Here is a 23427-nt window from a genome sequence, read left to right as displayed (position 1 = left end):
TATCGTTATTTAAACAGCCTGAAGCAGTTGCATTTTGCTTTGTGTGTTAAGCCTTTAGCGTTTTGCTAAAAATGCAAATTAAAAGATTTTCAACTTATAATTCCCGATAAAAGCGCAAATATGCCGTAATTTGTCCGATTAATTTTAGCAAATGACCTTAGTAAGGGCAAAAAAGCATCTCGGCCAGCACTTTCTTACCGATAAAAATATCGCCTCCAAAATTGTCGACAGCCTGCGGCCTGCCAATGGTTACCGGCAGGTGCTGGAAGTTGGCCCGGGCATGGGTATCCTGTCCGATTTCCTGCTGCAGAAGCCCGAATACGAGGTTTTCCTGATTGATATTGACACTGAATCGTACCAGTTCCTGCAAAAGAAATACCCGCAGCTGGGCGAGAGGCTCATTAATGCCGATTTCCTGGAGCTTGACTTTAAGGCCGCATTTGAGGATAAAATGGCTGTTATAGGCAATTTCCCTTACAATATATCATCGCAAATACTCTTTAAGATACTGGATAACCGCGATCAGGTAGCAGAAGTTGTAGGCATGTTTCAGAAAGAAGTGGCCGAACGCTGTACCGCTAAAGCAGGCACCAAGGAATATGGCATCCTGAGCGTCTTTCTGCAGGCTTATTATAAGGTAGAATATTTGTTTACGGTTAAAGCGGGCGTATTCAATCCTCCGCCAAAGGTACTATCGGCCGTTATTCGCTTAACCCGGAATCAAACTGCTACGTTAAATTGTGATGAAAAGCTTTTCTGGCAAGTTGTAAAGGCCGGCTTTAACCAGCGGCGGAAAACTTTACGTAATGCGCTATCCGCCCTTATTAACAAAGAAAGGGTGGCTGATAATGCCACCCTTGACCTTCGTGCTGAGCGATTAACCGTTGATGATTTTGTAAAGCTCACTAACGAGATTACAGCGGCCCGTTAACTAATCTTGATCACCTTACCCGGGCCGGGATATTGTTCCTTTACCTTTTCGGCCATGCGTTTAACAAAAAGGTAATTGGCGGTACCCCCTATAGCTGCCCCAATTACCGGCACTAAGCGTTCTGCTGCGCGTACGCCAAAAGCCAAAAATATCTTTTCGGCTACGTTCTCCATCATGGTTTTACTAACGGCAATACCTGCTTCCACTTTAAAAGAGGTAGCTACCAACTGCATAAACTCGTTAAAACCTATTTGGTAACTACCTTTATTATGGTACATAATGGCCATGGTAACCCTGAATTGCTGAGTTATCAGGTTTACAAAATCAATAGGCATCCCTATCAGCATGGTAAAAAAGCCACCGGTGCCCGCTACCGCGCCTGAGCCGGCTGCCATTAAGGCACATTGATTAATAAACTTATCCAGCCCCATTGTATCAACCCCACGCTTAACGCTTAATTGGTCAATACGGTCAAATATGCTCCTGAAGCCACCTTCTGACAGTTTTCCGGCGTATTCTTTTATATGCTTTTTGGTATTTTTAAATGGTATAATATTCATACCATAGCAATTGCCATTTACGTGCCAGTTTAGGCTTTTACAACCAGTTCTTTTTACAACTTGATGTAAGCTTTTGTACTTTTACCACAAAACTTTAGCTTTTGAAAAATAACATTCTTATAGTTGACGATCTGCACCCGGCATTTATGGAGCAGGCACAAGCATTGGGTTATACCATTAACTACCAACCGGGCTTTAAGCTCGATGATGCAAAAGCCGTTATTAATGATTATGACGGTCTGGTGATCCGCTCCAAGTTCCAGGTGGATAAGGCTTTTTTAGACCAGGCCACCAACCTGCGCTTTATTTGCCGGGCCGGCGCGGGCATGGATAATATTGATGAGGATTATGCCATCGCAAAAGGTGTTATATTGATAAACGCGCCTGAGGGTAACCGCGATGCCGTTGGCGAGCATGCTGTGGGCATGTTGCTGTCGCTCATGAATAACCTTAACCGCGGCGATGCCGAGGTAAGGGATGGAAAATGGCTGCGCGAAGAGAACCGCGGATATGAATTAAAGGGCCGTACCGTTGGTATCATTGGTTATGGCCACATGGGCCAGGCTTTTGCCAAACGTTTATCGGGCTTTGATGTAGAGGTGATCGCTTTTGATAAATATAAAACTGGCTTTAGCGACAGGTACGCGCGCGAAGTAAGCATGGAGCAAATTGTGAAACACAGTGATGTGCTGAGTTTACACGTACCGCTTACACGCGAAACTAATGGGATGGTTGATGATGAGTATTTCTTCCATTTCAGGAAACCGATATTCTTTTTAAACCTTGCCCGCGGCAAGGTGGTTAAAACCCAGGCCGTGCTTAATGCCATAAAACAAGGTAAGATACTTGGCGCCGGTTTAGATGTGCTTGAGGTAGAGAAATTTCCGGCACTGGCCGAGCAGCAATGGTTTGATGAGTTGCGTAATAACGGCAAGGTGCTTTTAAGCCCGCACGTTGGTGGCTGGACGTTTGAGAGCTACCGTAAAATAAGCGAGGTAATGGCTCAAAAGCTGCGCGAAATAGGTTTGGCCCAATAACACCGTCATCAAAAACAAGCTTAAAAATTTGGATTATAAAATTTAAAAGCTTTATCTTCGTTTTAATACCAAACAAGATCATGGAGACGCCGTCCCGTGGTCTTGTTTGTTTTTATGGCCAAACGCTCTTCTATCCGGAAAGTAGAGGGGCGGTTTTTTTTGGCATTAAACGAACGATTTATAAACTAATTATAATTGCATTATGGCAGAGGTATCATACTATACCAAAGAGGGTTTAGAAAATTTAAAAGAAGAATTACAGCAATTAAAAACGGTTGGGCGCGCTAACATTGCCAAAGCGATTGCAGAAGCCCGTGACAAAGGTGACCTTTCTGAAAACGCCGAATATGATGCCGCCAAAGAAGCCCAGGGATTGCACGAAGCCAAGATAGCCAAGCTGGAAGAAGTTTTGGCTAACGCACGTTTGCTGGACGAATCAAAATTGGACACTTCAAAAGTACTGGCATTATCCATAGTTAAAATTAAAAACATTAAAAACGGCGCAACAATGAGCTACCAGTTGGTATCAGAAAGTGAGGCCGATCTTAAAGCTGGTAAAATATCGGTAACATCGCCTATTGCAAAAGGCCTGCTGGGCAAATCTGTTGGTGAAAAAACAGAGATACAGGTACCTGCCGGTAAAATGGAATTTGAGATATTAGAAATTAGCAGATAGCAAATGGTTGATTGGGTGCTTAGTTAAACAACTCACCCAATCAACCATTTTTATACAACTGCTCACCACTCACTATTTACCATTCACTAATCATGTCTACCATTTTTTCAAAAATAATAGCAGGCGAAATACCGTCGCACAAGGTTGCCGAAACGAATGAATTTCTGGCATTTTTAGATATTAGCCCTTTAGCCGAGGGGCACGTGCTGGTGATTCCTAAAAAAGAAGTGGATTACCTGTTTGACATTGATGACGAAACCTACCTTGGCCTGCAAATGTTTGCCAAGATTGTAGCTAAGGGCATTAAACAGGCTATCCCTTGCAAAAAAGTTGGTGTAGCTGTAATTGGGCTTGAAGTACCGCACGCTCACATCCACCTTATCCCCATGAACCGGGTGGATGATATGAACTTTGCACGCCCTAAGCTTTCTCCCTCGCAGGATGAACTGGCGTCAACTGCCAAGAAGATATCTGAGGCATTGAAAGAAGTAACTCACCGAGAGTAATTTTCTCACAAAATAAGAAACGAAATATAGCGTCTGCTAATGTCACAGAATCTTAGTCAGAAACTTATATTTCCATTATTTCTTTCTTCTTTTTGTTACGAAGGCGTTTAGGCACAAAATCAAGTATTTCGTTTTTTAATGCTTCTATCATCCGTCGTTTCAAAAAGTTGCGATGAATAACAATACTTACTTCGCGCGCTGGTTCGGGACTTTTAAAATACCGTATACGATCACGTTGTTTATCAGTCATGTCGGCAAGCGCCAGTTCGGGTAATATGGTAGCACCATTGTTCATATCTACCATGCGCTTTAATGTTTCCACACTGCCGGTATTGTATTCAAAATGCTGAAAGCCTTTTGTGGCTTTCCTGCGCTGGCAAATGTTGAGTACCTGCTCGCGCATACAATGCCCTTCATTAAGCACCCATATCTCCTCCATATCAATATCGTCGGGGCTTATCGTTTTCTTTTTAAATAGCTTACTCGTTTTTGCGGCATACGCAACAAAATTTTCGTAGAAAACAGGGATCTCTGTTAAGGAGCTTTCGTGCAAAGGGGTAGATAATATACCACAATCAAGCGTGCCTAACTTTAATTGCTGTATGATCTGCTCGGTAGTTTGCTCCCAAACAATAAGCTTTACCTGTGGGTATTTCTCTATAAAGCCACTCAATATTTTCGGTAAAATGTACGGCGCAATAGTAGGAATAATACCCACCTTTAGCTCTCCTGAAAGTTCCTTTTGCCGATCGGTAACAATTTCCTTTAACTTTTCGCTTTCAGAGATCAGCACCCTTGCCTGCGCAATGATTTCCTCACCTATTTCGGTAGGGATAACGGGTTGTTTGCTACGGTCAAAAATTTTTACGCCGAGGGTATCCTCCAATTTTTGCACTTGCATACTTAAAGTAGGCTGCGTAACAAAACATTTATTAGCAGCAGCAACAAAGCTCCTGTAGGTATCAACGGCTACAATGTATTCCAGCTGGGTAATGGTCATTATCAGTTTTATCTATTACAAATATAGATAACCATTGATTTTTTCTATCTTAATTTATTTAAATAGAGTGTTATTTTTCTTTAAACAACCCCGCACCCTTAGGCACTTACCTATTCATATAAACTAATAGATCAATACATTGTCTATCAACCTTGTTTTGCCCACTTTAGCTGCAGTAAGGGCAACAACAGATGTTGATGCAGGCGTAGCCGGATACAATGTTTTGCCATCTACAATGCGGAAATATTCGGGCTCAACACCTTCTTCTGCGGCAAGCATTTCCATAGCTTGCTCTTCTAACTCTGCTTCGCGGCTCACATCAAAATGGTCTTTGATGTAATTAAGGGTTTTTGATAATACCAGCGCGCGCTTACGCTCCGTATCAGACAAGTGTACGTTGCGCGAACTCATAGCCAGACCATCGGCTTCACGTTCTATGGGGCACATTACCATGTCCACTTGCAGGTTAAGCAGTTCAACCATACGCTGCACTACCAGAAATTGCTGGTAATCCTTTTGGCCCATATACAGGTTATGCGGCTTAACAACATCTAATAATTTAAATACTATCTGCATTACGCCCTGGTAGTGGCCCGGCCTGAATTCGCCCTCAAGCAGGTGTTCAACAGGGCCAATATCCAAATGCCATTGCTCATTATCGTCATACATTTCGCTCACTTCAGGAGCAAATAGTATATCGCATCCGGCTGATTCCAGCTTAGCCATATCGGCCTCAATAGGTCGCGGGTATTTCTCCAGGTCGGCAGGGTCATTAAATTGGGTTGGGTTTACAAAAATGCTGCAAACAGTAATATCATTTTCGCTTTTTGAGCGTTTGATTAAAGACAGGTGGCCATTGTGTAACGCGCCCATGGTGGGTGCAAAACCTACACTTAGTTGCGGGTGCTCGTTAAGATACTTGCGTATGGCTTGCCGGGTTTTAAATGTTTTCAATGTTTTTGAAAATTTAGGGCAAAAATTTGGCAAAGGTGTATAATTCTTTAAAAACTACCAAAACATACTTGCACAAGTGGTTGCCAGTGTGTATAATAATGCTTATATTTGCAAACTCAAATTTTTTTGACTTCTTACATTTATTAATATCGATTAGTGATGGGTAAATCAAAACTACTGTTCATAACTCATGAAATGTCTCCTTTCCTCGAAATTTCTAAAATAGCTGAAATAACCCGCCAACTCCCGCAGGCCATGCAGGACAAAGGTTTCGAGATTCGTATATTGATGCCGCGCTTTGGTAACATTAATGAAAGAAGGAACAGGTTACATGAGGTGATCCGTTTATCGGGCATGAACATTATTATCAATGATAATGATAACCCGCTTATTATTAAGGTAGCTTCTATCCCTGCTGCCCGCATGCAGGTGTATTTCCTGGATAACGAGGAGTATTTTCAACGCAAACATGTATTCAACGATAAAGATGGCAAATTTTACGCCGACAACGATGAACGCATGATCTTCTTCTGCAAAGGTGCTTTAGAAACCGTGAAGAAATTAGGCTGGGCGCCCGATGTGGTACACTGCCACGGCTGGATGAGTGCTTTAGTTCCTGCATATCTGAAAACCACCTATAAGGACGACCCTACCTTTAAAAACTCAAAAGTAGTTTACTCTATCTACGAGAATGATTTTAAAGAAAAGCTTGACCCGGATTTCGCGCGCAAGGCTGTAATGGGCGATATGACCGAAGAACATACTGAGGTGTATAAAGAGGGCACTAATAATGCTTTATATGCAGGTGCTATCCAATATAGCGACGCCATTGTTTTGGGTAGTGAAGAAATTGATGCCGATGTGTTAAATAATGTTAAAAACAGCAATAAGTTGGTATTAGATTACGTTTCCACTTCTGATTTCGAAAATTATTCCAATTTTTACGACGAAATAACCAATGAGCAGTTGGTGGATGTTGCATAAGCTATAAAAGATTATATGAAATTTTACAAATTAGGCTTATTAACCCTGTTAATAAGTCTTTTTATTTTGAGCAGTTGTAAGAGACAGGAAGGCATAGGCCTTGATGTTGACCCTGCCACCCAGATAAATGGCACATTGGTGGTAGATACCAGCCTTGTTGCTACTACGGTTGCCGAAGACTCTATTCCAACATTGGGGTATTCCAGCCGTGTGCCTTTGTCGTATTTTAAAGACCCCGACTTCGGAGTAACTCATGCCGGCTTTGCTACTTTATTGTCTTTGCCTGGTGGTGGGGCATACACAGTACCAACAGGTACTATCACAATTGACTCGGCGGTACTTTCGTTGCCATATACGCCTACTTATGCCTTTTACGGCGACTCTTTATTATCTACATTTAAGGTTAATGTTTACCAGCTTGCAAAAAACATCCAAAGTAGTGTAACTAAAACATACTATACAAATGATGTTTTTGCTACCGGCGATTTGATCGGAACTAAAACATTCAAGTCTCGTTCTCATGATACACTGAGAGTGTACACCATTGTTAAAGGCAAGCCTGATACAATCGTGAAGGTTGTACCGCAAGTAAGGATTCCCATTTCCAAGGATTTTATAACCAATAACTTATTTGAAGCCGGTTCGGTATTATCATCAAACAACGCTTATCAGAACTACATCAAAGGGTTATACATTAAATTGGACGAGGCACAAACTACCGGAGTAGGTGGTAATATGTTCTTTAATGCCGACTCAGCAAAAGTATTGGTGTATTACAGGGCAACTTCTAATGGGACGGTTGATACAACTATGCTATCCATGCCGCTTACTAATGGGCTGATCTCTATTCAGCATGATTATAGTGATAAAGTTAAAGCTGCAATGAACCAAACCAATGGTAGCAACTTACTTTATATGCAAGGTATGGCAGGGCTAAGAACTAAGCTTAGCTTCCCGAATGTAAAGAATATACTTGCCGCTGCTGGTAATAATGCTATTATAAACAGGGCAGAATTAGTAATGAAAGTAAGTCCTGGAACGGGAATACCATTTGCCCCTAATCCAAGGTTAACCATGTATCGGTACGATCTAGCCCGCCAAAGAGTACTTTTGCAGGATGCATCCGGCGGAGATCCGCGCGCCAGCGGGATATTTGGAGGTAATTATGATGCTACAACAGGTGAATACCATTTTATTGTTACGGCCTTTTTACAGGATTTGGTTAATGGTAAAACTATAGATTACGGAACTTTTATTGCTCCTGTTTCGCCGGTAGCCTCAGGTACCACTGTAAATATAGGCCCTGTAGTTAACTATGCTGAAAGGTCAATCCTTACCGGGAAAAATTCTCCAGACCGTATAAGATTAAAAGTGATCTATACCAAGATCAATCAATAAAAAAACTTTTTAAAGTTTCTTAAAAAGATACCCTACTTGGGGTATCTTTTTTTGTATACAATTTAATTGTGTGTTATAAATAATATTCAGTTACTTTTGCCGCACATCGTAATTTGAAAAACTTTAAAAATACATTTATTTATGTGCGGCATAGTAGGTTATATAGGCTTTAGAGATGCCTATCCAATAGTAATAAAAGGCCTTCACCGATTAGAATATCGGGGGTACGACAGTGCAGGTATAGCACTATCAGACGGGCAACTGAAACTTTTTAAAAAGGCAGGCAAGGTAAGTGACCTCGAAGCGTTTACCGAAAACGAAAATATTGCCGGAACAGTGGGCATGGGACATACCCGCTGGGCTACACACGGCGCTCCAAGCGACAGAAACTCACACCCTCACACTTCAGGAGATGGGAAGCTTACCATAATCCACAACGGCATTATAGAAAATTACGTTGTTTTAAAAGAGGCTTTACTATCAAAAGGCCATACTTTTAACAGCGATACCGATACCGAAGTACTTATACACCTTATTGAGGAAATAAAAGATGTTACCGGCCTTGGCCTGCATGAAGCGGTGAGGCTTGCGCTTAACCGTGTTGTAGGCGCTTATGCTATAGTGATCATGAGCGCAGATGAGCCTGACGAGCTTATCGCTGCGCGCAAAGGCAGCCCTATGGTAATTGGTGTAGGTAAAGGCGAATACTTTATCGCTTCAGACGCTACGCCGATTGTCGAGTACACTAAAAATGTGATCTATCTTAACGATAACGAAATTGCCTATATCAGGCGGGATGACCTCCTGATCAAACACATCGACAACACGATACAAACGCCATATATACATGAGCTTGAGCTAAAGCTGGAAATGCTGGAAAAGGGTGGTTACGATCACTTTATGCTGAAAGAGATCTATGAGCAGCCACGCTCGATCCGCGACTGTCTGCGTGGGCGTATATATCCTGAGCAGGGTATTGTAAAACTCGGCGGGCTTAAAGATTATATCGAGAAACTGAAAAATATTGACCGTATTATCATTGTAGCCTGCGGTACATCATGGCATGCCGGCCTGGTTGGGGAGTATCTTATTGAAGAATGCGCCCGTGTGCCGGTTGAGGTAGAGTATGCTTCCGAATTCAGGTACCGCAACCCTATCATTACTTCAAAAGATCTGGTAATAGCCATATCACAATCAGGCGAAACAGCCGATACTATGGCAGCTATTGAGCTGGCTAAAGAAAAAGGCGCTACCATTTTTGGCATTTGTAATGTAGTGGGTGCTTCTATACCACGTATTACCCATGCCGGTGTATATACACATGCCGGACCCGAGATTGGTGTGGCTTCAACAAAAGCCTTTACAGCGCAGGTTACTATACTCACGCTTATAGCCTTTTATATTGCGCAGCAGCGTGGCACCATTACTCAAAGCAAGTTTGTTGAATACCTTACCGAGCTTGATGAAATACCTGAACTGGTTGAACGTACACTGAAATGTAACGACGAGGTAATAGCTATTGCAGAGCGTTTTAAAGACTCGGCCAATTGCTTGTTCCTGGGCAGGGGCAACTCCTTCCCTGTAGCGCTTGAGGGTGCACTTAAGCTTAAAGAAATATCCTATATCCACGCGGAGGGTTACCCTGCGGCCGAAATGAAACACGGCCCTATCGCGCTGATTGATGCGGATATGCCGGTGGTGTTTATCGCTACCAAAAACTCATCCTATGAGAAAGTGATCAGCAATATACAGGAAGTTAAAGCACGTGGAGGCCATGTAATAGCAATTGTTACAGAAGGTGATACTGATGTAAAAGCCATGGCTGATTACACTATTGAGATCCCTATGACCAATGACACGTTTGTACCATTACTGGCAACCATACCATTGCAGCTTCTTTCTTACCATATTGCGGTAATGCGTGGTTGTAACGTAGACCAGCCGCGTAACCTAGCAAAATCGGTTACGGTAGAATAAACTGTGATTTAAAGCATTTAACACGCGGCTCCGGACATTATACCCGGAGCCGTTCTGTTTTAAAACAGAAGCTCCTCAACCAATAAGAAACGAGAATTATAATAGCATAGACTATTGCCTGTAAACTATCCACTAAAATTATTCCTACCTTTGCATCATGATTATTGAGGTATTAAAATCAAAGCTTCACCGGGTTAAGGTTACACAGGCCGAACTAAATTATGTTGGCAGTATCACCATTGATGAAGACCTTATTGAAGCTGCTAATATCATCCCTAACGAAAAAGTGCAGATTGTTAATAATAACAACGGCGCCCGCTTTGAAACCTATGTAATAAAAGGCGAACGCGGCAGCGGCACCATCTGCTTAAACGGCGCAACAGCGCGCCTGGCCCAGGTAGGCGATATTGTGATCATTATGTCATACGCCTACATGGAAATGGAAGAAGCCAGAAAATACGAGCCTATCTTGATCTTCCCTGATGCGAATAATAAATTAATTAAGTAGCCCTCTCACGGAATTTCACAAACATTAAAACTTCTTTAATCTGTTGCTTTTTAAGCAAACAACAATTAGGTTTGGTATAAATATTTACTAAACCTTGTCACAAATGAAAAAACCATCTCATCAAATAAGGTGAGGCGCCTTACAGGCAAAGTTCTTCTATTCTCAGTAGTAGTATTAGCCCTGGCCTACAGCTGTAAAAAAGAAATTACACCATCTGGAACAGCACAAACCTTAAGCACCACTGCTCAAACACTTGCAGTAAAGGAAGCAAAAGCCTGGTTTGAAAATAACGCGCGGATCAACAAACCATCCTCAAAAGCCACTAATGCTATGTTCGAACAAAAATGGAATGAGGGGCTTAATCTTGACTGGAACAAACCGGATGTTTACGGTAAATACAATGGCACCCTTGTTGAGCTGCCTTTGGTAAACAGTTCTGTTGTATTTGCTTTTGACCGCAGTAATGCCAACGGCATAACCCAAAAGAACAACTACACCAAAACATCTTTTATTGTACAAAAAGACAGCGCAGGCGTTTTTAGAGGTTGGTACATGGTTTTAGTAGCGGATACCGCTTACATTAACGGAAATTTTGATAAGCTTAATCTTAATACCTACAAGAGCCACGATAAGAACTTTAGCGGAAGACTGCTCTATTATAATGCACAGGGCGATTTCCTTGCCGGTTGGCGGTACGAGAAAGGTACTATTACCAAAACATTATCGGTTACAACGGGCGTACCGGCCGCAACTACCAGGCAGGTAAACTCAAAGCAAGCAGTAAATTTATACGCGCCGATTTGCTATGACCGCCCCGTAGTCACCACAACGGCAAGTTGCTTTACCGACTCTAAAACCAACATGTATGATTGTACCTACACCTATACTACAACGCATATAACCGAATGTACTAATATCGATGGCGGCGGCGGCGGTGGTGGCGGAGGTGGCGGTGGCAGCACAGGAGGCAGCGGTGGTGGCAGCACCGGCAATTTCCCTCCTCCACCTACACCAAAACCCTGCGATCCTACAGCTGTTGAATCGGTAAACGGGCCACGGGTTAATGTCGCGGCTCCTGGTGATGGCGGAAGCGGCGGTGGGGGCACCACGCCTGTACCTTGCATACCGGTGGCTACGCCAGAAGACCCGTGCGATAAAATGAAAAAACAAAAACAGAATCTTCCAAGTAACTTAAATAGTACCACTTCTGACATTTTAAGCAAACCCGGCACAAATGAATGGGGAGCTGATTTAAGATTAAATAACCTTAATTCAAACATTTACAATCCAATATCACCTACGCCCGGCGTTAACGGAATGTGGGAAGGACAATTTACATGGGATAATAATGCAGGCTATAGAATAGGAACAATACACAGACATTTTGGTGCTGGCCCAAGCCCAGATGACGTATTTGCCATGATGGCAGATCGATATGCATTATCTAATATGGGAGCAACTACAGATAACAAAACTTTTTTTGAGAGTAATTCATATTCAATAATAGTTTTAAATAATGCAACATATTTAATAAACATTAACAGTTGGGGAACCGTCCAAACCATGTACAATCAATATAACAATGATCGTGAGGGTTATGGCAATTCATTTCAATCTATGGCAAGCCAATATCAAGTAAATCATGACGTTGATGAATTAACAGCAACAACTTATACTTTGAAAGAAATATTTGGTGATGCAATAAATATATACAAAGCACCTGCGGGTACAATAAATTTTGTAATAGCAGGCTTAGATCAAAACGGCAATCTTATTTTAATTCCCTGCTACTAACATTATTAAAAATGAAAACGACAATTATACTATTTGCTATAGTAATTAAGGCAACTTTAAGTTATTCTCAAATAATTCACAGTAACGAATTAATCAAAATAACGCTACCGAAACAGACTACTAAAATCAGCAAACAACAATTAAACACATTTTCCCCTCAATTTAACCCCATTGGTAGTAAGGCTAATTACATTCAGCCATATAATTATCAAGTTGAAGATTTTTACTTGGGTTTATCAAACGTAAGTAATGGATCTATTGTAAATGATCTTGAAAGAATGAAAAGATTTCAAGATGATCTTAATTTATATCTAATAAAAAATGGCAATAAAACGTATCGTTCTTTCATCAAGAAAATCGGCAATAAAACTGTATTAATCACACACCATATTTCTAATAAAGTTGGCTATTATGATTTTTACTTACAAAATGAAAACAAAACATTAATTCAAAAAGGTAATATAAAATATCCAGAAGCAGATTCCACCAAAGCAACGGCATTGCTTGATGACATTTTGAACAACGCACAATTTACGCACTAAATATAAACAAGCCAGTGCTAAGCGCTGGCTTGTTTACTTAAAGATACACCTTCCCCTCACCGATCGAAGTTTAGCGACAGCGTAACTTCTGAGCTGAAATACACTAACTAAAGCTATCGGCGAGACAAATTCTTGCCGCATTATCGGTCAAAATTAGAAACTTTTACCAGTGTGAGCCCGCAACTAAGCATGACAGCCACTAAGCTCAAAATACATGGTGTCTGTAAAGTTTGATTTACAAATTAGTTATTTAAATAACAATCAACGATAGCTGTATAACATGGTCTGCAAAAAATTATTATTAATTTGTGTATTGATCCTGGCTTCCACTGCCACCACCATTGCACAAACGCTAACCACCAGGCAAATAGCCTCCCATGTGCGAAAAACACTGATAAATAATTACAAGCCAGACACATCAGCTCTTTTACTTTGTTGTAAACAGGCTTTTGTTAATATTAAATTCAAAGTAAATAAACAGGGAAAAATAACAGACATTGCGTTTAGCAACGACTATGTTAAATTTGTAAATGAGGCACTGAAGAAGGCGATCAAAGCTCTTGAGAGGGACAAGTATTTGATTAAAACACTTAAGAAAACAGGAAAAATTATAGTGCAACCCTTCTTGTATGATTATCGGCATGGTTGCAGTATCCCGACCCTCCAAAAGGACACCCTTCTGAACTACGAGACAAGAGTATACACAGCAAAAATTATTAAAATTTTTACTACAAGAAATTTAATTCAACAAACTTTAGTTGATATGATGGCGTTTAACGGGAGAGATAACCTCGCTATCGACTGTATATTATTAAAACCAATTAATGATTATTTTATTGACTTACCTTACTGATCTAAATACAAGGTATGAATAGCCCTATAATTTTCTTTGTAAACAGCCTTCAAACCACGCAATAATATATCCCCAGCTTTACCAAAGCCCATTCTTTATTTGCCCAGTATTAAATTTGAAAATTTAACGCTGCAAATCCCTCATGATTACTATCTTTGCACCCCGATGCTGAGTCGGGAAATACTTCAACTCTCAGCGCATAGAACTTGTTGTTAAATGGCTTATTGCCCGTTTTTAACTTTTTGATTTAAAGCCCTATGCCCAAGGATACCTCCATCAAATCCGTATTAATTATTGGTTCTGGCCCTATTATTATCGGTCAGGCATGTGAGTTTGATTATGCGGGTTCGCAAGCCGCCCTTTCGCTGAAAGACGAAGGCATCTCCGTATCGATCATCAACAGCAACCCGGCAACCATCATGACCGATAAGGTTATTGCCGACCATGTTTACCTTTTACCGCTTACCTGCGAAAGTATTGAGCAAATACTGCAGGAACAAAAAATTGACGCCGTACTGCCTACAATGGGTGGCCAAACCGCGCTTAACCTTTGTATTGAGGCATCAGAACGCGGTATATGGGAAAAATATGGCGTAAAAGTGGTTGGTGTTGACGTAGCCGCCATCGAGAAAACTGAGAACCGCGAGGCATTTCGCCAACTGATGGTTGACATTGGTGTAGGTGTTGCCAAATCAAAAATCGCTAACTCTTTCCTTGAAGGTAAAGAGGCTGCGCAGGAAATTGGTTTCCCGCTGGTGATACGCCCAAGCTATACGCTGGGTGGTAAAGGCGCGGGCTTTGTACACAAAAAGGAAGATTTTGACGCCGCGCTTAGTCGTGGTTTGCAGGCTTCACCTACCCACGAGGTATTGGTTGAGCAGGCTGTTTTGGGTTGGAAAGAATATGAGCTGGAGTTATTGCGCGATAACCGGGACAACGTGATCATCATCTGCTCTATCGAGAACTTTGACCCGATGGGTATCCACACCGGCGACTCGATAACCGTGGCACCAGCCATGACCCTGAGCGACCGTTGCTACCAACAAATGCGTAACCAGGCCATCAAGATGATGCGTGCTATTGGTAACTTTGCGGGTGGCTGTAACGTACAGTTCTCAGTTAACCCTGCTACTGAAGAGATTATCGCAATCGAGATCAACCCTCGTGTATCGCGCTCATCAGCCCTGGCATCAAAAGCCACCGGTTACCCTATCGCTAAAATTGCTGCAAAGCTTGCAATAGGTTACAACCTTGACGAGATAGAAAACCAGATCACCAAAACTACTTCAGCATACTTTGAACCAACGCTTGATTACGTTATCGTAAAGATCCCTCGCTGGAACTTTGATAAATTTAAAGGCGCTAACCGCGAGCTTGGCCTTCAGATGAAATCTGTTGGCGAGGTGATGGGTATTGGCCGCAGCTTTATAGAAGCTTTACAAAAGGCTTGTCAGAGCCTGGAGATAGGCCGCGCCGGTTTAGGTGCCGACGGTCGCCAGAGTCGCAACCTCGAAGAAATTATGCATAGCCTTGAGCATCCGAGCTGGGACAGGTTGTTCCATATTTACGATGCCATGAGCCTTGGTGTGCCAATGGAATCTATCCGTAAGGTAACCAAAATAGACCGCTGGTTCCTTAACCAGATACAGGATGTAGTGAACCTGGAAAACGAGTTACGCAGATACTCGCTTAACAACATTCCTGATGATTTCTTCTACACCCTTAAGCAAAAAGGATTCTCTGACCCGCAGATAGCTTACATCTTAGGCAACGTTACCGAAGAGGACGTTTACAAACGCCGTAAGGAATTAGGTATCAGAAGGGTTTATAAAATGGTGGATACCTGCGCTGCCGAATTTGCCGCGCAAACGCCATACTACTACTCAACTTACGAAGGTGAGAACGAGTCAAAAGTATCTGACAAGAAAAAGATCATCGTATTGGGTTCAGGCCCTAACCGTATAGGCCAGGGTATCGAGTTTGATTACAGCTGTGTACACGGTTTGCTTGCCGCGAAAGAGGCCGGCTACGAAGCCATCATGGTTAACTGTAACCCTGAGACCGTATCTACCGACTTTAACATGGCCGATAAGCTTTACTTTGAGCCTGTTTTCTGGGAGCACGTACGCGAGATTATTGACCTGGAGAAACCGGAAGGTGTGATTGTTCAGCTGGGTGGCCAAACCGCTCTTAAAATGGCGGAGAAACTGCATGCGCATGGCATCAAGATCATCGGTACATCTTTTGACAATATGGATATTGCCGAAGACCGCGGCCGTTTCTCTGATCTGCTGAAAGAACTAAATATTCCTTACCCAAAATATGGTGTTGCCGAAAGTGCTGAAGAAGCACTTGAAGTGGCACACGAGGTTGGTTACCCTGTTTTGGTACGCCCAAGCTACGTACTTGGCGGCCAGGGCATGAGCATTGTGATAAACGATGAGGACCTGGAGAAAGCTGTGGTTAATTTGTTGAAAAATCTCCCCGGCAACCGCGTGTTGATCGACCACTTCCTTGACCGTGCGGCCGAGGCAGAATCAGATTCTATCCACGATGGCGAGGATGTACATATCATTGGTATGATGGAGCACATTGAGCCTGCAGGTATACACTCCGGCGACTCTTACGCGGTATTGCCTCCATTTGATTTAAGCGACAACGTGATCAGCCAGATGGAAGAGTACACAGAAAAAGTAGCCCGCGCGCTTAACGTTCGCGGCTTGCTGAATATTCAGTTTGCCATTAAGGATGATAAGGTATACGTAATTGAAGCAAACCCGCGCGCGTCACGTACGGTGCCGTTTATAGCTAAAGCTTACGATGTGCCATACATAAACATTGCTGCCAAGGTAATGCTGGGTGTTAACAAAATAAAAGATTTCACCATACAGCGTAAGCTTAAGGGCTATGCAATAAAAGAACCGGTGTTCTCGTTTGATAAATTCCCTGAAGTAAATAAGGAGCTTGGCCCTGAGATGAAATCAACCGGCGAGGCGATCAGGTTTATTCCTAACCTGATGGACCCTTACTTCAGGCATCTATACAAAGAAAAATCAATGTATTTAAGTAAGTAATTCAGCGCTGGCATCAGTTTTGAATTACAAGGTAAGCCACCGTATATTTGCGGCGGCTTACCCATTGTTTAATTTAGTGCTACAGGATTGAAAGTTAGTTTTAAGAATGGCGCGCCGATAGTTAATTTAAATACTATCGACCCGGAGAATATAGGTGATATATTGGCGAAAATTGAGTGTTCGTTCAATATCAGGTTCGAAAATGAGGATCTTAACCAGGTAAAAACCTTTGGCGCCCTGTGCGACCTGGTAGTAACCAAGATAAAACAGGCACATGCTGATAGTTGTACTACGCAGCAGGCTTTTTACAAGCTACGCAACGCCATTAATGCCAAAAAGGCAGTAGACCGTTGCGACCTTAAGCCAACCACCAAATTGTGTGAGCTTTTCCCGCGCGATACACGAATTGAGGTTGTTGCCGATGTAGAGGAAGAGATGGGTTTACACATGAACCTGTTACGCCCTAAGCAAGGAATTGTTTGGGCTTTTGCTTTATCTTTATTGTTATTCATCACAGTAAGTTTTGTTTTTAGTACTGTTGGATACATAGGTATGGTAGCATCCATTACCGGACTGGTACTTGCCGGTAAATTTGGTAAAGAACTTAAGGTTAAAACCCTTGGTGACCTTGCGGAAAAAATTGCCCGCGAGCATTATCTGAAATGCCGCCGCGATGCACAAACCGTAAACCGTGCCGAGGTAGCAGAAAAAGTACGCGAACTTTTTGCAGGCCACCTGCACCTGGAACCTTCGGCTCTTAAAAAGCAGGCCCGTTTCGCATAAGCAAAAAGCATAAAACAAAAAAGTGCGACTGATCACAGCCGCGCTTTTTTGTTTTATATAACTCATATCTATTTATCAACCATCAGGCCCTGCACCTCAAAGGTAATGCGATCTTTAGGATTAACTTCTACCTGATGTTGTTTTTTACCCTTCACGGTATCACCGGCAAAATGCTGTGCATCATCGGCTATGAGTTGCCTTTGCGCTACACCCTCAATAATTACTGTACGGCCTGTTATGGCTTTAGGTAGCTTAACGTTATAATCAGCAAAATGCGCCTCTATTACTCGTCCGTTTCCTGCATCTATGTTAAACCAGCCACCCTGCTCTTTAATTACTTTAGTTATTTTGCCGGTAATGGCGGTGGTTTGCCGTATTTTGCCTCCCATAAGGCTTTCAATTTTTGCGGCCGGTACAGGCGCTATATCCTTAGGCATTTTACCAAATACCATCCCATGTGGCAGCGGGGTGCGCTTTTGTGCAAATACCTGCACGCTGCAGAGCATCAATAACAACAAGGCAAGCTTTTTCATCGTTTAATTAACATCTGTGGTGCCTATTGGTTTAAACTCTTTTATTTTAAACCGCACTTGCAGTCGTGCCACGGGTTTTTGATATTTGTATAATACATGAAGAAGGTACAGCCCAGGAAAGTGAAGATTGTGAAGGAACGCAGGACGTTATCAGCCAGATACCAGTACGAATTGTTAGAGGCCGGTTGCGACGAAGCCGGCCGTGGTTGTCTCGCGGGCCCCGTATTTGCAGCGGCTGTAATACTACCGGCAGATTTTGACCACCACTTGCTTAACGACTCCAAACAACTTACCGAAGAGGTACGCTACCAGCTACGTTTAGAGATAGAAGAAAAAGCCATAGCACACGCTGTTGCCTGGTGCGATAACCATGAGATAGACCGGATCAATATCCTTAACGCATCTTTCCTGGCTATGCACCGTGCGGTTGAAAAACTGCATCTTAAACCCGAATTTTTAATTATCGATGGTAACCGCTTCAACAAATATGCCGATGTGCCCCACAAATGCATTGTAGAGGGCGATGCTAAATATTTCAGTATAGCCGCCGCTTCTATTTTAGCCAAAACCTATCGGGATGATTATATGAAGCAAATAGCTGCTGAACATCCGGAGTATAACTGGCATTCTAATAAAGGTTATCCAACCATTAGCCACCGCAAAATGGTTTTAGAAATGGGCCATACGCCATATCACCGTAAAAGTTTTAAAGTAACCGATCCACAACTGCTAATTTTTGAAGAAGGCGTTTGACCCTTAACTGTAAGGTTATAACTTTACACCAAACCAACTAACCCGTAAGCTTGAGGATCCTTATCTTAACCCACCGTGCACCGTTTCCGCAAAACGGCGGTTACCCCATTGTGGTAGGTAATACCATAAAGGGCCTGGTTGATCTGGGGCATGAGGTTACCCTGTTATCACTCAATGTTAAAAAGCATTCGGGCCTGCGGGAACGCGATGCATTGCTTGACCGTATCAGTTACACCGAATATGACATTGATATACGGGTAACTATGGTTGAAGCGGTAAGCAACCTCTTCACTTCAAACACCTACAATATTGACCGGTTTTATAACCCGGGGTTCGAAAAACTACTAATTAAAACGCTTACCGATAATGCCTATGATATTGTGCAGCTCGAAGGGATATTCGTAGCGCCATATCTGGGCGCGATACGAAGAAGTTCAAAGGCAAAAGTAATTTTCAGGGCGCATAATATTGAACACCAGGTTTGGGAAAAACTGGCCCGCCAAAAAAGTGACCCTTTTAAAAAGTGGTATTTAAAATTACTCGCCAAACGCATAAAAAACTACGAACTCGGGCTGCTTAACCTGTTTGATGCTATTGTAACTTTTACGCAGCAGGACAAGCAATCGCTGCTTGATTTTGGCGCACGAATACCCGTTACCGTTCTCCCAATTGGCATTAACATCTCCCTTTACCGGCCAGACCTAAATAAAACCGATTTTTCGGGCGTGTTTTTCCTTGGCTCATTAGACTGGATGCCTAACCGCGAAGGCGTAGAATGGTTTATGGATAATTTTCATAAGGAAATAACCGACGGCGACCTGAAAGCGAAGCTATACATTGCCGGCCACAACATACCCGAGGAATATGACGATTACGAGGTTTTAGGAAAGGTTTTCATACATGGCGAGGTAGATGACGCCCTTGAGTTTGTAAATAGCAAAGCTATCATGATCGTTCCGCTATTATCCGGCGGGGGTATGCGGGTGAAAATTCTGGAGGGAATGGCTATGCAAAAATGCATTATCTCAACATCCGCCGGCGCCGAGGGAATTAATATTGAAAATGGGAAAAATATCATCATTGCCAACACCACCGATGAATTCTACCGCGCGTTAAAAAGATGCCTCATTGACGAGTATTATTGCCGTGAGATCGGCCTTAATGCCCGCAAGTTGGTAGAAGAGCAGCATGATGTAAGTATTATTACACCAAAACTCATCCATTTTTACCAAACAGTTTTAAAATAGACCTGTCAGGTACAGCTATTTTCCTATTTTTGCCCCATTAAATTGTTTTCATGAAGAATACCGCCTTAACTCCTATACATGTAAAAGCAGGCGCCAAGATGGTGCCGTTTGCCGGTTATAATATGCCCGTACAATATACAGGTGTAAATGTTGAACACGATACCGTGCGCAAGGGTGTAGGTGTATTTGATGTAAGCCACATGGGCGAGTTTATCCTTAAAGGAGAAAACGCCCTTGACCTCATACAACGCGTTACCAGTAACGACGCGGCTAAGCTTTATGATGGCAAGGTGCAATACTCCTGCCTGCCAAATGAAGATGGCGGTATTGTTGACGACCTGCTGGTTTACCGCATTGACGAAAAAACGTACATGCTGGTAGTTAACGCCTCAAACATTGAGAAAGATTGGAACTGGATATCAAAATTCAACACCAAAGGTGTGGAGATGAAAGACATTTCAGACCGCACCTCGCTATTGGCTGTACAAGGCCCCAAAGCGGCTGACGCTTTGCAAAGCCTTACAGATATTGACCTGGCATCAATGGAATACTACACCTTCACTAAAGGCAAATTTGCCGGTGTTGATAATGTAGTTGTTTCGGCTACGGGATATACCGGCGCCGGTGGCTTTGAGCTTTATTTTGATAACGAGCATGCCGAACATATCTGGAACGAAGTATTCAGGGCCGGCGAGCCTTTTGGCATTAAACCTATTGGCTTGGCCGCACGTGATACCCTGCGCCTTGAAATGGGCTTCTGTTTATACGGCAATGATATTGACGATACCACCTCACCTTTGGAAGCAGGTTTGGGCTGGGTAACTAAATTCAACAAGGAATTTACCAACTCTGAGGCTTTGCAACAGCAGAAACAAGCAGGCGTAACCCGCAAACTGGTAGGTTTTGAAATGATAGACCGGGGCATACCACGCCATGATTACGCGATTGTTGATGCAGAAGGCAACGAGATAGGTAAAGTAACCTCAGGCACGCAATCGCCATCATTACAAAAAGCTATCGGCCTGGGGTATATAAAATCCGAGTTTGCTAAAGAAGGTACCGAGATCTACATCAGCATCCGCGATAATAAAGTAAAGGCTAAAGTGGTAAAACCACCATTTTATAAATAATAGGGCTTCGCCCCATCATTGAGTCATCAAGTCATTGGAATAGTTAATGACTCAGTGACCTAATGACTCAATGACATCTATAATGACCCAATGACGAAATGTCTTGACGTTTGCCTTACTCCTGCCCTCATTCCGCTATATAAGGTAGAAGATTACATTGTGGTGGTAATTGATATATTCCGTGCCACTTCGTCTATCACTTATGGTATAGGTAACGGAGCGGAAGCCATTATACCAGTGGCCGAAGTTGCCGAGTGCGCGGCCTACCGCGAAAAGGGAGAAGATTACCTGCTTGCTGCTGAACGCAATGGCGAGGTGGTTGATGGCTTTGATTTTGGCAACTCTCCTTTTTCTTACACTGCCGAGAAGGTTGCCGGTAAAACCATTGTACTTACCACTACCAACGGCACACATGCGCTGCATTTAGCACGTAGCGCTAAACGTGTAGTTATTGGCTCATTTTTTAATTTAACAGCGCTTTGTAACTGGCTTAAAGGGCAGCATGAGAACATATTGCTTGTTTGCTCAGGCTGGAAGAATAACTTTAACCTGGAAGACACGCTTTTCGCCGGAGCAATAGTTGAACAGCTAAAAACCGAAGGTTACACGCTTGACGATCCCGCCATTGCCGCAAATGATCTTTTTCAGCTTGGTAAGCATGATATTTCCCAATACCTCAGCAAAACATCGCACGGCGAACGATTGAAAAAACTCGGCATTGAAAAAGATATTGCCTTTTGCCTGCAAATAGACATTACCACGGCAATCCCGGTACTTGAGGGCGAAAAGCTAGTGAATCTGGCTTAGCTTTCAGCTACTACTTTTCGTTTTTTGCGCCAACGGTTGGCAATAAAACAGGCAATAATTCCCGCTAATATGAATGGCCATGCGGCTATTACCCCAAAGAATAACGACTGCAAAATATCAAAGCCATTACCAAGCGCCATTTTTAGTTTGTAGCCAAACCCATTCCCCGCGTTTACCTGCGTTGGCTGGGTAGTGTAAAAAGTAATATTAAGCGAGCTGTATTCCACCTGCTTGCTCATGTAATTAAGTTGGCTTTGGGTTGATTCTATATCACTGCGTATTTCGGTGAGTTTTTCTTCGATATCCAGCAGGTCGCGCATTTTGCCGGCGCGGTTAAGCAAATTAACATACCGCTTCTCCAATTCGAGCTTATTATTAAGCCTGGCTTTAGTATCAATAAATTCTGTGGTAACATCCTTAATACGGATGTTCTTTTGGTCGATCTTTGTTGCAGCGTCGGATACACTATTTAGAAACGCATCGAAATTAACTGCAGGGATGCGGATAGCTAATACATATTCTTTGCGGTTCTCATCGCCGTTCAGCGTTTCACTATCGCTTTCAGCATAGCCGCTCAATTGTTTAAGGTTGGTTAATATCTGCTTGCGGGTTTTGGCTACGTTGGTCGTTTCAAAACTGATGTCGCCTTCCTTAATGATCTTTTTATCAACCGATTCGACTTTCTGCCTGGAGCTTACAGCTGCATTATTGCCAATAACTTCTTGCTGCTCCGATTCGGCATTATAGCCTACGTCCTCTTTATCAGATTTAATAACCGGCGCTTTAAACGATACGCTGTTTACTTTCTCTGCAATCGGCGGAGGTAGCAAAGCTTCCTTTACCTTTGTTAAATTTTCAGATGGATTTTGTTTACATGCCAGTACCACCAGTACCAGCAATGAAAGGATAAGATATTTTTTCATAATATAAATTGATTAGCTGAATCAAATTTACATTATAAAATTCTGAATTATAATATATAACAAAATTATATTTTGATTTATATTATTTATCGAACTTATATTCCGAATAAGTTATTTTAACTTCTCGTTGTTCCTGTGCCTGTTGGCATCGCGGATGCTCTTTTTTTCAAGATTTTTTTCCAGCGCGTCCGTTAGGTCAATGCCGGTTTGGTTAGCCAGGCATATCAGTACAAAAAGCACATCGGCCATTTCATCGGCCAGGTTCACTTCCTTGTCCGACTTTTTGAACGATTGTTCTCCATACTGCCGGGCCATAATACGCGCCACCTCGCCAACTTCTTCCATTAACATGGCCGTGTTAGTCAATTCATTAAAATAACGTACCCCGGTTGTTTTGATCCAGTTATCTACAAGATGCTGCGCTTCTTTAATTTCCATAAAACAATATTACAAAATA

General features: G+C 42.5%; 23 protein-coding genes. 17 read left to right on the top strand and 6 right to left on the bottom strand.

The window, feature by feature from the left end; all coding sequences use genetic code 11:
- Positions 1–151 precede the first annotated feature (151 nt).
- Positions 152–931: a 16S rRNA (adenine(1518)-N(6)/adenine(1519)-N(6))-dimethyltransferase RsmA gene (rsmA, locus tag CKK33_RS05670; RefSeq protein WP_095703174.1), complete on the top strand. Its 780-nt coding sequence runs from the start codon at positions 152–154 to the stop codon at positions 929–931.
- Here the strand turns inward: rsmA and CKK33_RS05665 are convergent.
- Complete coding sequence (locus CKK33_RS05665; protein WP_095703173.1) at positions 928–1491, bottom strand: hypothetical protein; 564 nt, start codon at positions 1489–1491, stop codon at positions 928–930. The two genes, rsmA and CKK33_RS05665, sit on opposite strands and share 4 nt — an antisense overlap.
- Before the next feature lie 101 nt (positions 1492–1592).
- Between CKK33_RS05665 and CKK33_RS05660 the strand changes: the two genes are divergently transcribed.
- The 3 genes from CKK33_RS05660 to CKK33_RS05650 all read left to right on the top strand — a co-directional run bounded on the left by CKK33_RS05660 (position 1593) and on the right by CKK33_RS05650 (position 3710).
- Positions 1593–2528, top strand: coding sequence for a 2-hydroxyacid dehydrogenase (locus tag CKK33_RS05660; protein WP_095703172.1), 936 nt, complete (start codon positions 1593–1595; stop codon positions 2526–2528).
- Positions 2529–2730: 202 nt separating this feature from the next.
- Complete coding sequence (gene greA, locus CKK33_RS05655) at positions 2731–3204, top strand: transcription elongation factor GreA (protein ID WP_095703171.1); 474 nt, start codon at positions 2731–2733, stop codon at positions 3202–3204.
- 92 nt (positions 3205–3296) lie between these two features.
- Complete coding sequence (locus CKK33_RS05650; RefSeq protein ID WP_095703170.1) at positions 3297–3710, top strand: HIT family protein; 414 nt, start codon at positions 3297–3299, stop codon at positions 3708–3710.
- Between the two features lie 64 nt (positions 3711–3774).
- Here the strand turns inward: CKK33_RS05650 and CKK33_RS05645 are convergent, their stop codons facing one another.
- Together CKK33_RS05645 and panC are read right to left on the bottom strand one after the other, a co-directional pair.
- Entirely contained in the window at positions 3775–4710 is a 936-nt protein-coding gene (locus tag CKK33_RS05645) for a hydrogen peroxide-inducible genes activator (protein WP_095703169.1), read from the bottom strand.
- Between the two features lie 123 nt (positions 4711–4833).
- Positions 4834–5664 (bottom strand): pantoate--beta-alanine ligase, encoded by an 831-nt coding sequence (gene panC, locus CKK33_RS05640; RefSeq protein WP_095703168.1) that lies wholly within the window; start codon positions 5662–5664, stop codon positions 4834–4836.
- A gap of 159 nt (positions 5665–5823) precedes the next feature.
- On the opposite strand from panC, the gene CKK33_RS05635 reads away from it, so the two are divergent.
- From CKK33_RS05635 to CKK33_RS05595, 9 genes are all read left to right on the top strand, one after another.
- Positions 5824–6648 (top strand): glycogen/starch synthase, encoded by an 825-nt coding sequence (locus CKK33_RS05635; RefSeq protein WP_095703167.1) that lies wholly within the window; start codon positions 5824–5826, stop codon positions 6646–6648.
- A gap of 15 nt (positions 6649–6663) precedes the next feature.
- Positions 6664–8046 (top strand): DUF4270 domain-containing protein, encoded by a 1383-nt coding sequence (locus CKK33_RS05630; RefSeq protein ID WP_095703166.1) that lies wholly within the window; start codon positions 6664–6666, stop codon positions 8044–8046.
- A 141-nt stretch (positions 8047–8187) separates the two neighbouring features.
- Positions 8188–10023, top strand: coding sequence for a glutamine--fructose-6-phosphate transaminase (isomerizing) (gene glmS / locus CKK33_RS05625; RefSeq protein ID WP_095703165.1), 1836 nt, complete (start codon positions 8188–8190; stop codon positions 10021–10023).
- 157 nt (positions 10024–10180) lie between these two features.
- Positions 10181–10531, top strand: a complete 351-nt coding sequence (gene panD / locus CKK33_RS05620; protein ID WP_095703164.1) for an aspartate 1-decarboxylase — start codon at positions 10181–10183, stop codon at positions 10529–10531.
- A 129-nt stretch (positions 10532–10660) separates the two neighbouring features.
- A complete protein-coding gene (locus CKK33_RS05615) occupies positions 10661–12325 on the top strand; it encodes a hypothetical protein (protein ID WP_095703163.1) in 1665 nt (554 codons plus the stop codon).
- Between the two features lie 11 nt (positions 12326–12336).
- Positions 12337–12867, top strand: a complete 531-nt coding sequence (locus CKK33_RS05610; protein ID WP_095703162.1) for a hypothetical protein — start codon at positions 12337–12339, stop codon at positions 12865–12867.
- Positions 12868–13180: 313 nt separating this feature from the next.
- Positions 13181–13720 (top strand): hypothetical protein, encoded by a 540-nt coding sequence (locus CKK33_RS05605; RefSeq protein ID WP_143822901.1) that lies wholly within the window; start codon positions 13181–13183, stop codon positions 13718–13720.
- A 257-nt stretch (positions 13721–13977) separates the two neighbouring features.
- A complete protein-coding gene (carB, locus tag CKK33_RS05600; protein WP_095703160.1) occupies positions 13978–16794 on the top strand; it encodes a carbamoyl-phosphate synthase large subunit in 2817 nt (938 codons plus the stop codon).
- A gap of 87 nt (positions 16795–16881) precedes the next feature.
- The gene (locus tag CKK33_RS05595) at positions 16882–17577 is read left to right on the top strand and encodes a hypothetical protein (protein WP_095703159.1); all 696 of its coding nucleotides are present in this window, start codon (positions 16882–16884) and stop codon (positions 17575–17577) included.
- 68 nt (positions 17578–17645) lie between these two features.
- Here CKK33_RS05595 and CKK33_RS05590 read toward each other — a convergent pair whose 3' ends face one another.
- Positions 17646–18110: a DUF4920 domain-containing protein gene (locus CKK33_RS05590; RefSeq protein ID WP_095703158.1), complete on the bottom strand. Its 465-nt coding sequence runs from the start codon at positions 18108–18110 to the stop codon at positions 17646–17648.
- Between the two features lie 96 nt (positions 18111–18206).
- Here CKK33_RS05590 and CKK33_RS05585 point away from each other — a divergent pair, with 96 nt between their 5' ends.
- The 4 genes from CKK33_RS05585 (at position 18207) to CKK33_RS05570 (ending at position 22047) form a co-directional block, all read left to right on the top strand.
- Positions 18207–18863 (top strand): ribonuclease HII, encoded by a 657-nt coding sequence (locus CKK33_RS05585; RefSeq protein ID WP_095703157.1) that lies wholly within the window; start codon positions 18207–18209, stop codon positions 18861–18863.
- A gap of 50 nt (positions 18864–18913) precedes the next feature.
- Entirely contained in the window at positions 18914–20110 is a 1197-nt protein-coding gene (locus tag CKK33_RS05580) for a glycosyltransferase family 4 protein (protein ID WP_095703156.1), read from the top strand.
- Between the two features lie 50 nt (positions 20111–20160).
- Complete coding sequence (gene gcvT, locus CKK33_RS05575; protein ID WP_095703155.1) at positions 20161–21240, top strand: glycine cleavage system aminomethyltransferase GcvT; 1080 nt, start codon at positions 20161–20163, stop codon at positions 21238–21240.
- Positions 21241–21330: 90 nt separating this feature from the next.
- Positions 21331–22047, top strand: a complete 717-nt coding sequence (locus CKK33_RS05570; RefSeq protein ID WP_095703154.1) for a 2-phosphosulfolactate phosphatase — start codon at positions 21331–21333, stop codon at positions 22045–22047.
- Here the strand turns inward: CKK33_RS05570 and CKK33_RS05565 are convergent.
- Both CKK33_RS05565 and CKK33_RS05560 read right to left on the bottom strand, forming a co-directional pair.
- The gene (locus CKK33_RS05565) at positions 22044–22970 is read right to left on the bottom strand and encodes a DUF4349 domain-containing protein (RefSeq protein ID WP_095703153.1); all 927 of its coding nucleotides are present in this window, start codon (positions 22968–22970) and stop codon (positions 22044–22046) included. The two genes, CKK33_RS05570 and CKK33_RS05565, sit on opposite strands and share 4 nt — an antisense overlap.
- Positions 22971–23081: 111 nt before the next feature.
- Positions 23082–23408 carry a nucleotide pyrophosphohydrolase gene (locus CKK33_RS05560; protein ID WP_095703152.1) on the bottom strand — a complete coding sequence of 109 codons (327 nt, stop codon included), beginning with the start codon at positions 23406–23408 and terminating at the stop codon, positions 23082–23084.
- Between the last annotated feature and the right edge of the window lie 19 nt (positions 23409–23427).

Origin of the sequence: Mucilaginibacter sp. MD40 (genome assembly GCF_002288635.1) — a bacterium.
Classification (GTDB): Bacteria; Bacteroidota; Bacteroidia; order Sphingobacteriales; family Sphingobacteriaceae; genus Mucilaginibacter.
This window is presented reverse-complemented; position numbering and strand designations above follow the sequence as displayed.

Excerpts from the sequence above, each read along its gene's own strand:
- CKK33_RS05560 (WP_095703152.1), bottom strand. The coding sequence starts at position 23,408 with ATGGAAATTAAAGAAGCGCAGCATCTTGTAGATAACTGGATCAAAACA.
- CKK33_RS05570 (WP_095703154.1), top strand. The coding sequence starts at position 21,331 with ATGACGAAATGTCTTGACGTTTGCCTTACTCCTGCCCTCATTCCGCTA.
- CKK33_RS05610 (WP_095703162.1), top strand. The coding sequence starts at position 12,337 with ATGAAAACGACAATTATACTATTTGCTATAGTAATTAAGGCAACTTTA.
- CKK33_RS05650 (WP_095703170.1), top strand. The coding sequence starts at position 3,297 with ATGTCTACCATTTTTTCAAAAATAATAGCAGGCGAAATACCGTCGCAC.
- panD (WP_095703164.1), top strand. The coding sequence starts at position 10,181 with ATGATTATTGAGGTATTAAAATCAAAGCTTCACCGGGTTAAGGTTACA.
- glmS (WP_095703165.1), top strand. The coding sequence starts at position 8,188 with ATGTGCGGCATAGTAGGTTATATAGGCTTTAGAGATGCCTATCCAATA.
- gcvT (WP_095703155.1), top strand. The coding sequence starts at position 20,161 with ATGAAGAATACCGCCTTAACTCCTATACATGTAAAAGCAGGCGCCAAG.
- CKK33_RS05585 (WP_095703157.1), top strand. The coding sequence starts at position 18,207 with ATGAAGAAGGTACAGCCCAGGAAAGTGAAGATTGTGAAGGAACGCAGG.
- greA (WP_095703171.1), top strand. The coding sequence starts at position 2,731 with ATGGCAGAGGTATCATACTATACCAAAGAGGGTTTAGAAAATTTAAAA.
- CKK33_RS05635 (WP_095703167.1), top strand. The coding sequence starts at position 5,824 with ATGGGTAAATCAAAACTACTGTTCATAACTCATGAAATGTCTCCTTTC.
- CKK33_RS05590 (WP_095703158.1), bottom strand. The coding sequence starts at position 18,110 with ATGAAAAAGCTTGCCTTGTTGTTATTGATGCTCTGCAGCGTGCAGGTA.
- CKK33_RS05630 (WP_095703166.1), top strand. The coding sequence starts at position 6,664 with ATGAAATTTTACAAATTAGGCTTATTAACCCTGTTAATAAGTCTTTTT.
- CKK33_RS05565 (WP_095703153.1), bottom strand. The coding sequence starts at position 22,970 with ATGAAAAAATATCTTATCCTTTCATTGCTGGTACTGGTGGTACTGGCA.
- CKK33_RS05645 (WP_095703169.1), bottom strand. The coding sequence starts at position 4,710 with ATGACCATTACCCAGCTGGAATACATTGTAGCCGTTGATACCTACAGG.
- carB (WP_095703160.1), top strand. The coding sequence starts at position 13,978 with ATGCCCAAGGATACCTCCATCAAATCCGTATTAATTATTGGTTCTGGC.
- rsmA (WP_095703174.1), top strand. The coding sequence starts at position 152 with ATGACCTTAGTAAGGGCAAAAAAGCATCTCGGCCAGCACTTTCTTACC.
- CKK33_RS05665 (WP_095703173.1), bottom strand. The coding sequence starts at position 1,491 with ATGAATATTATACCATTTAAAAATACCAAAAAGCATATAAAAGAATAC.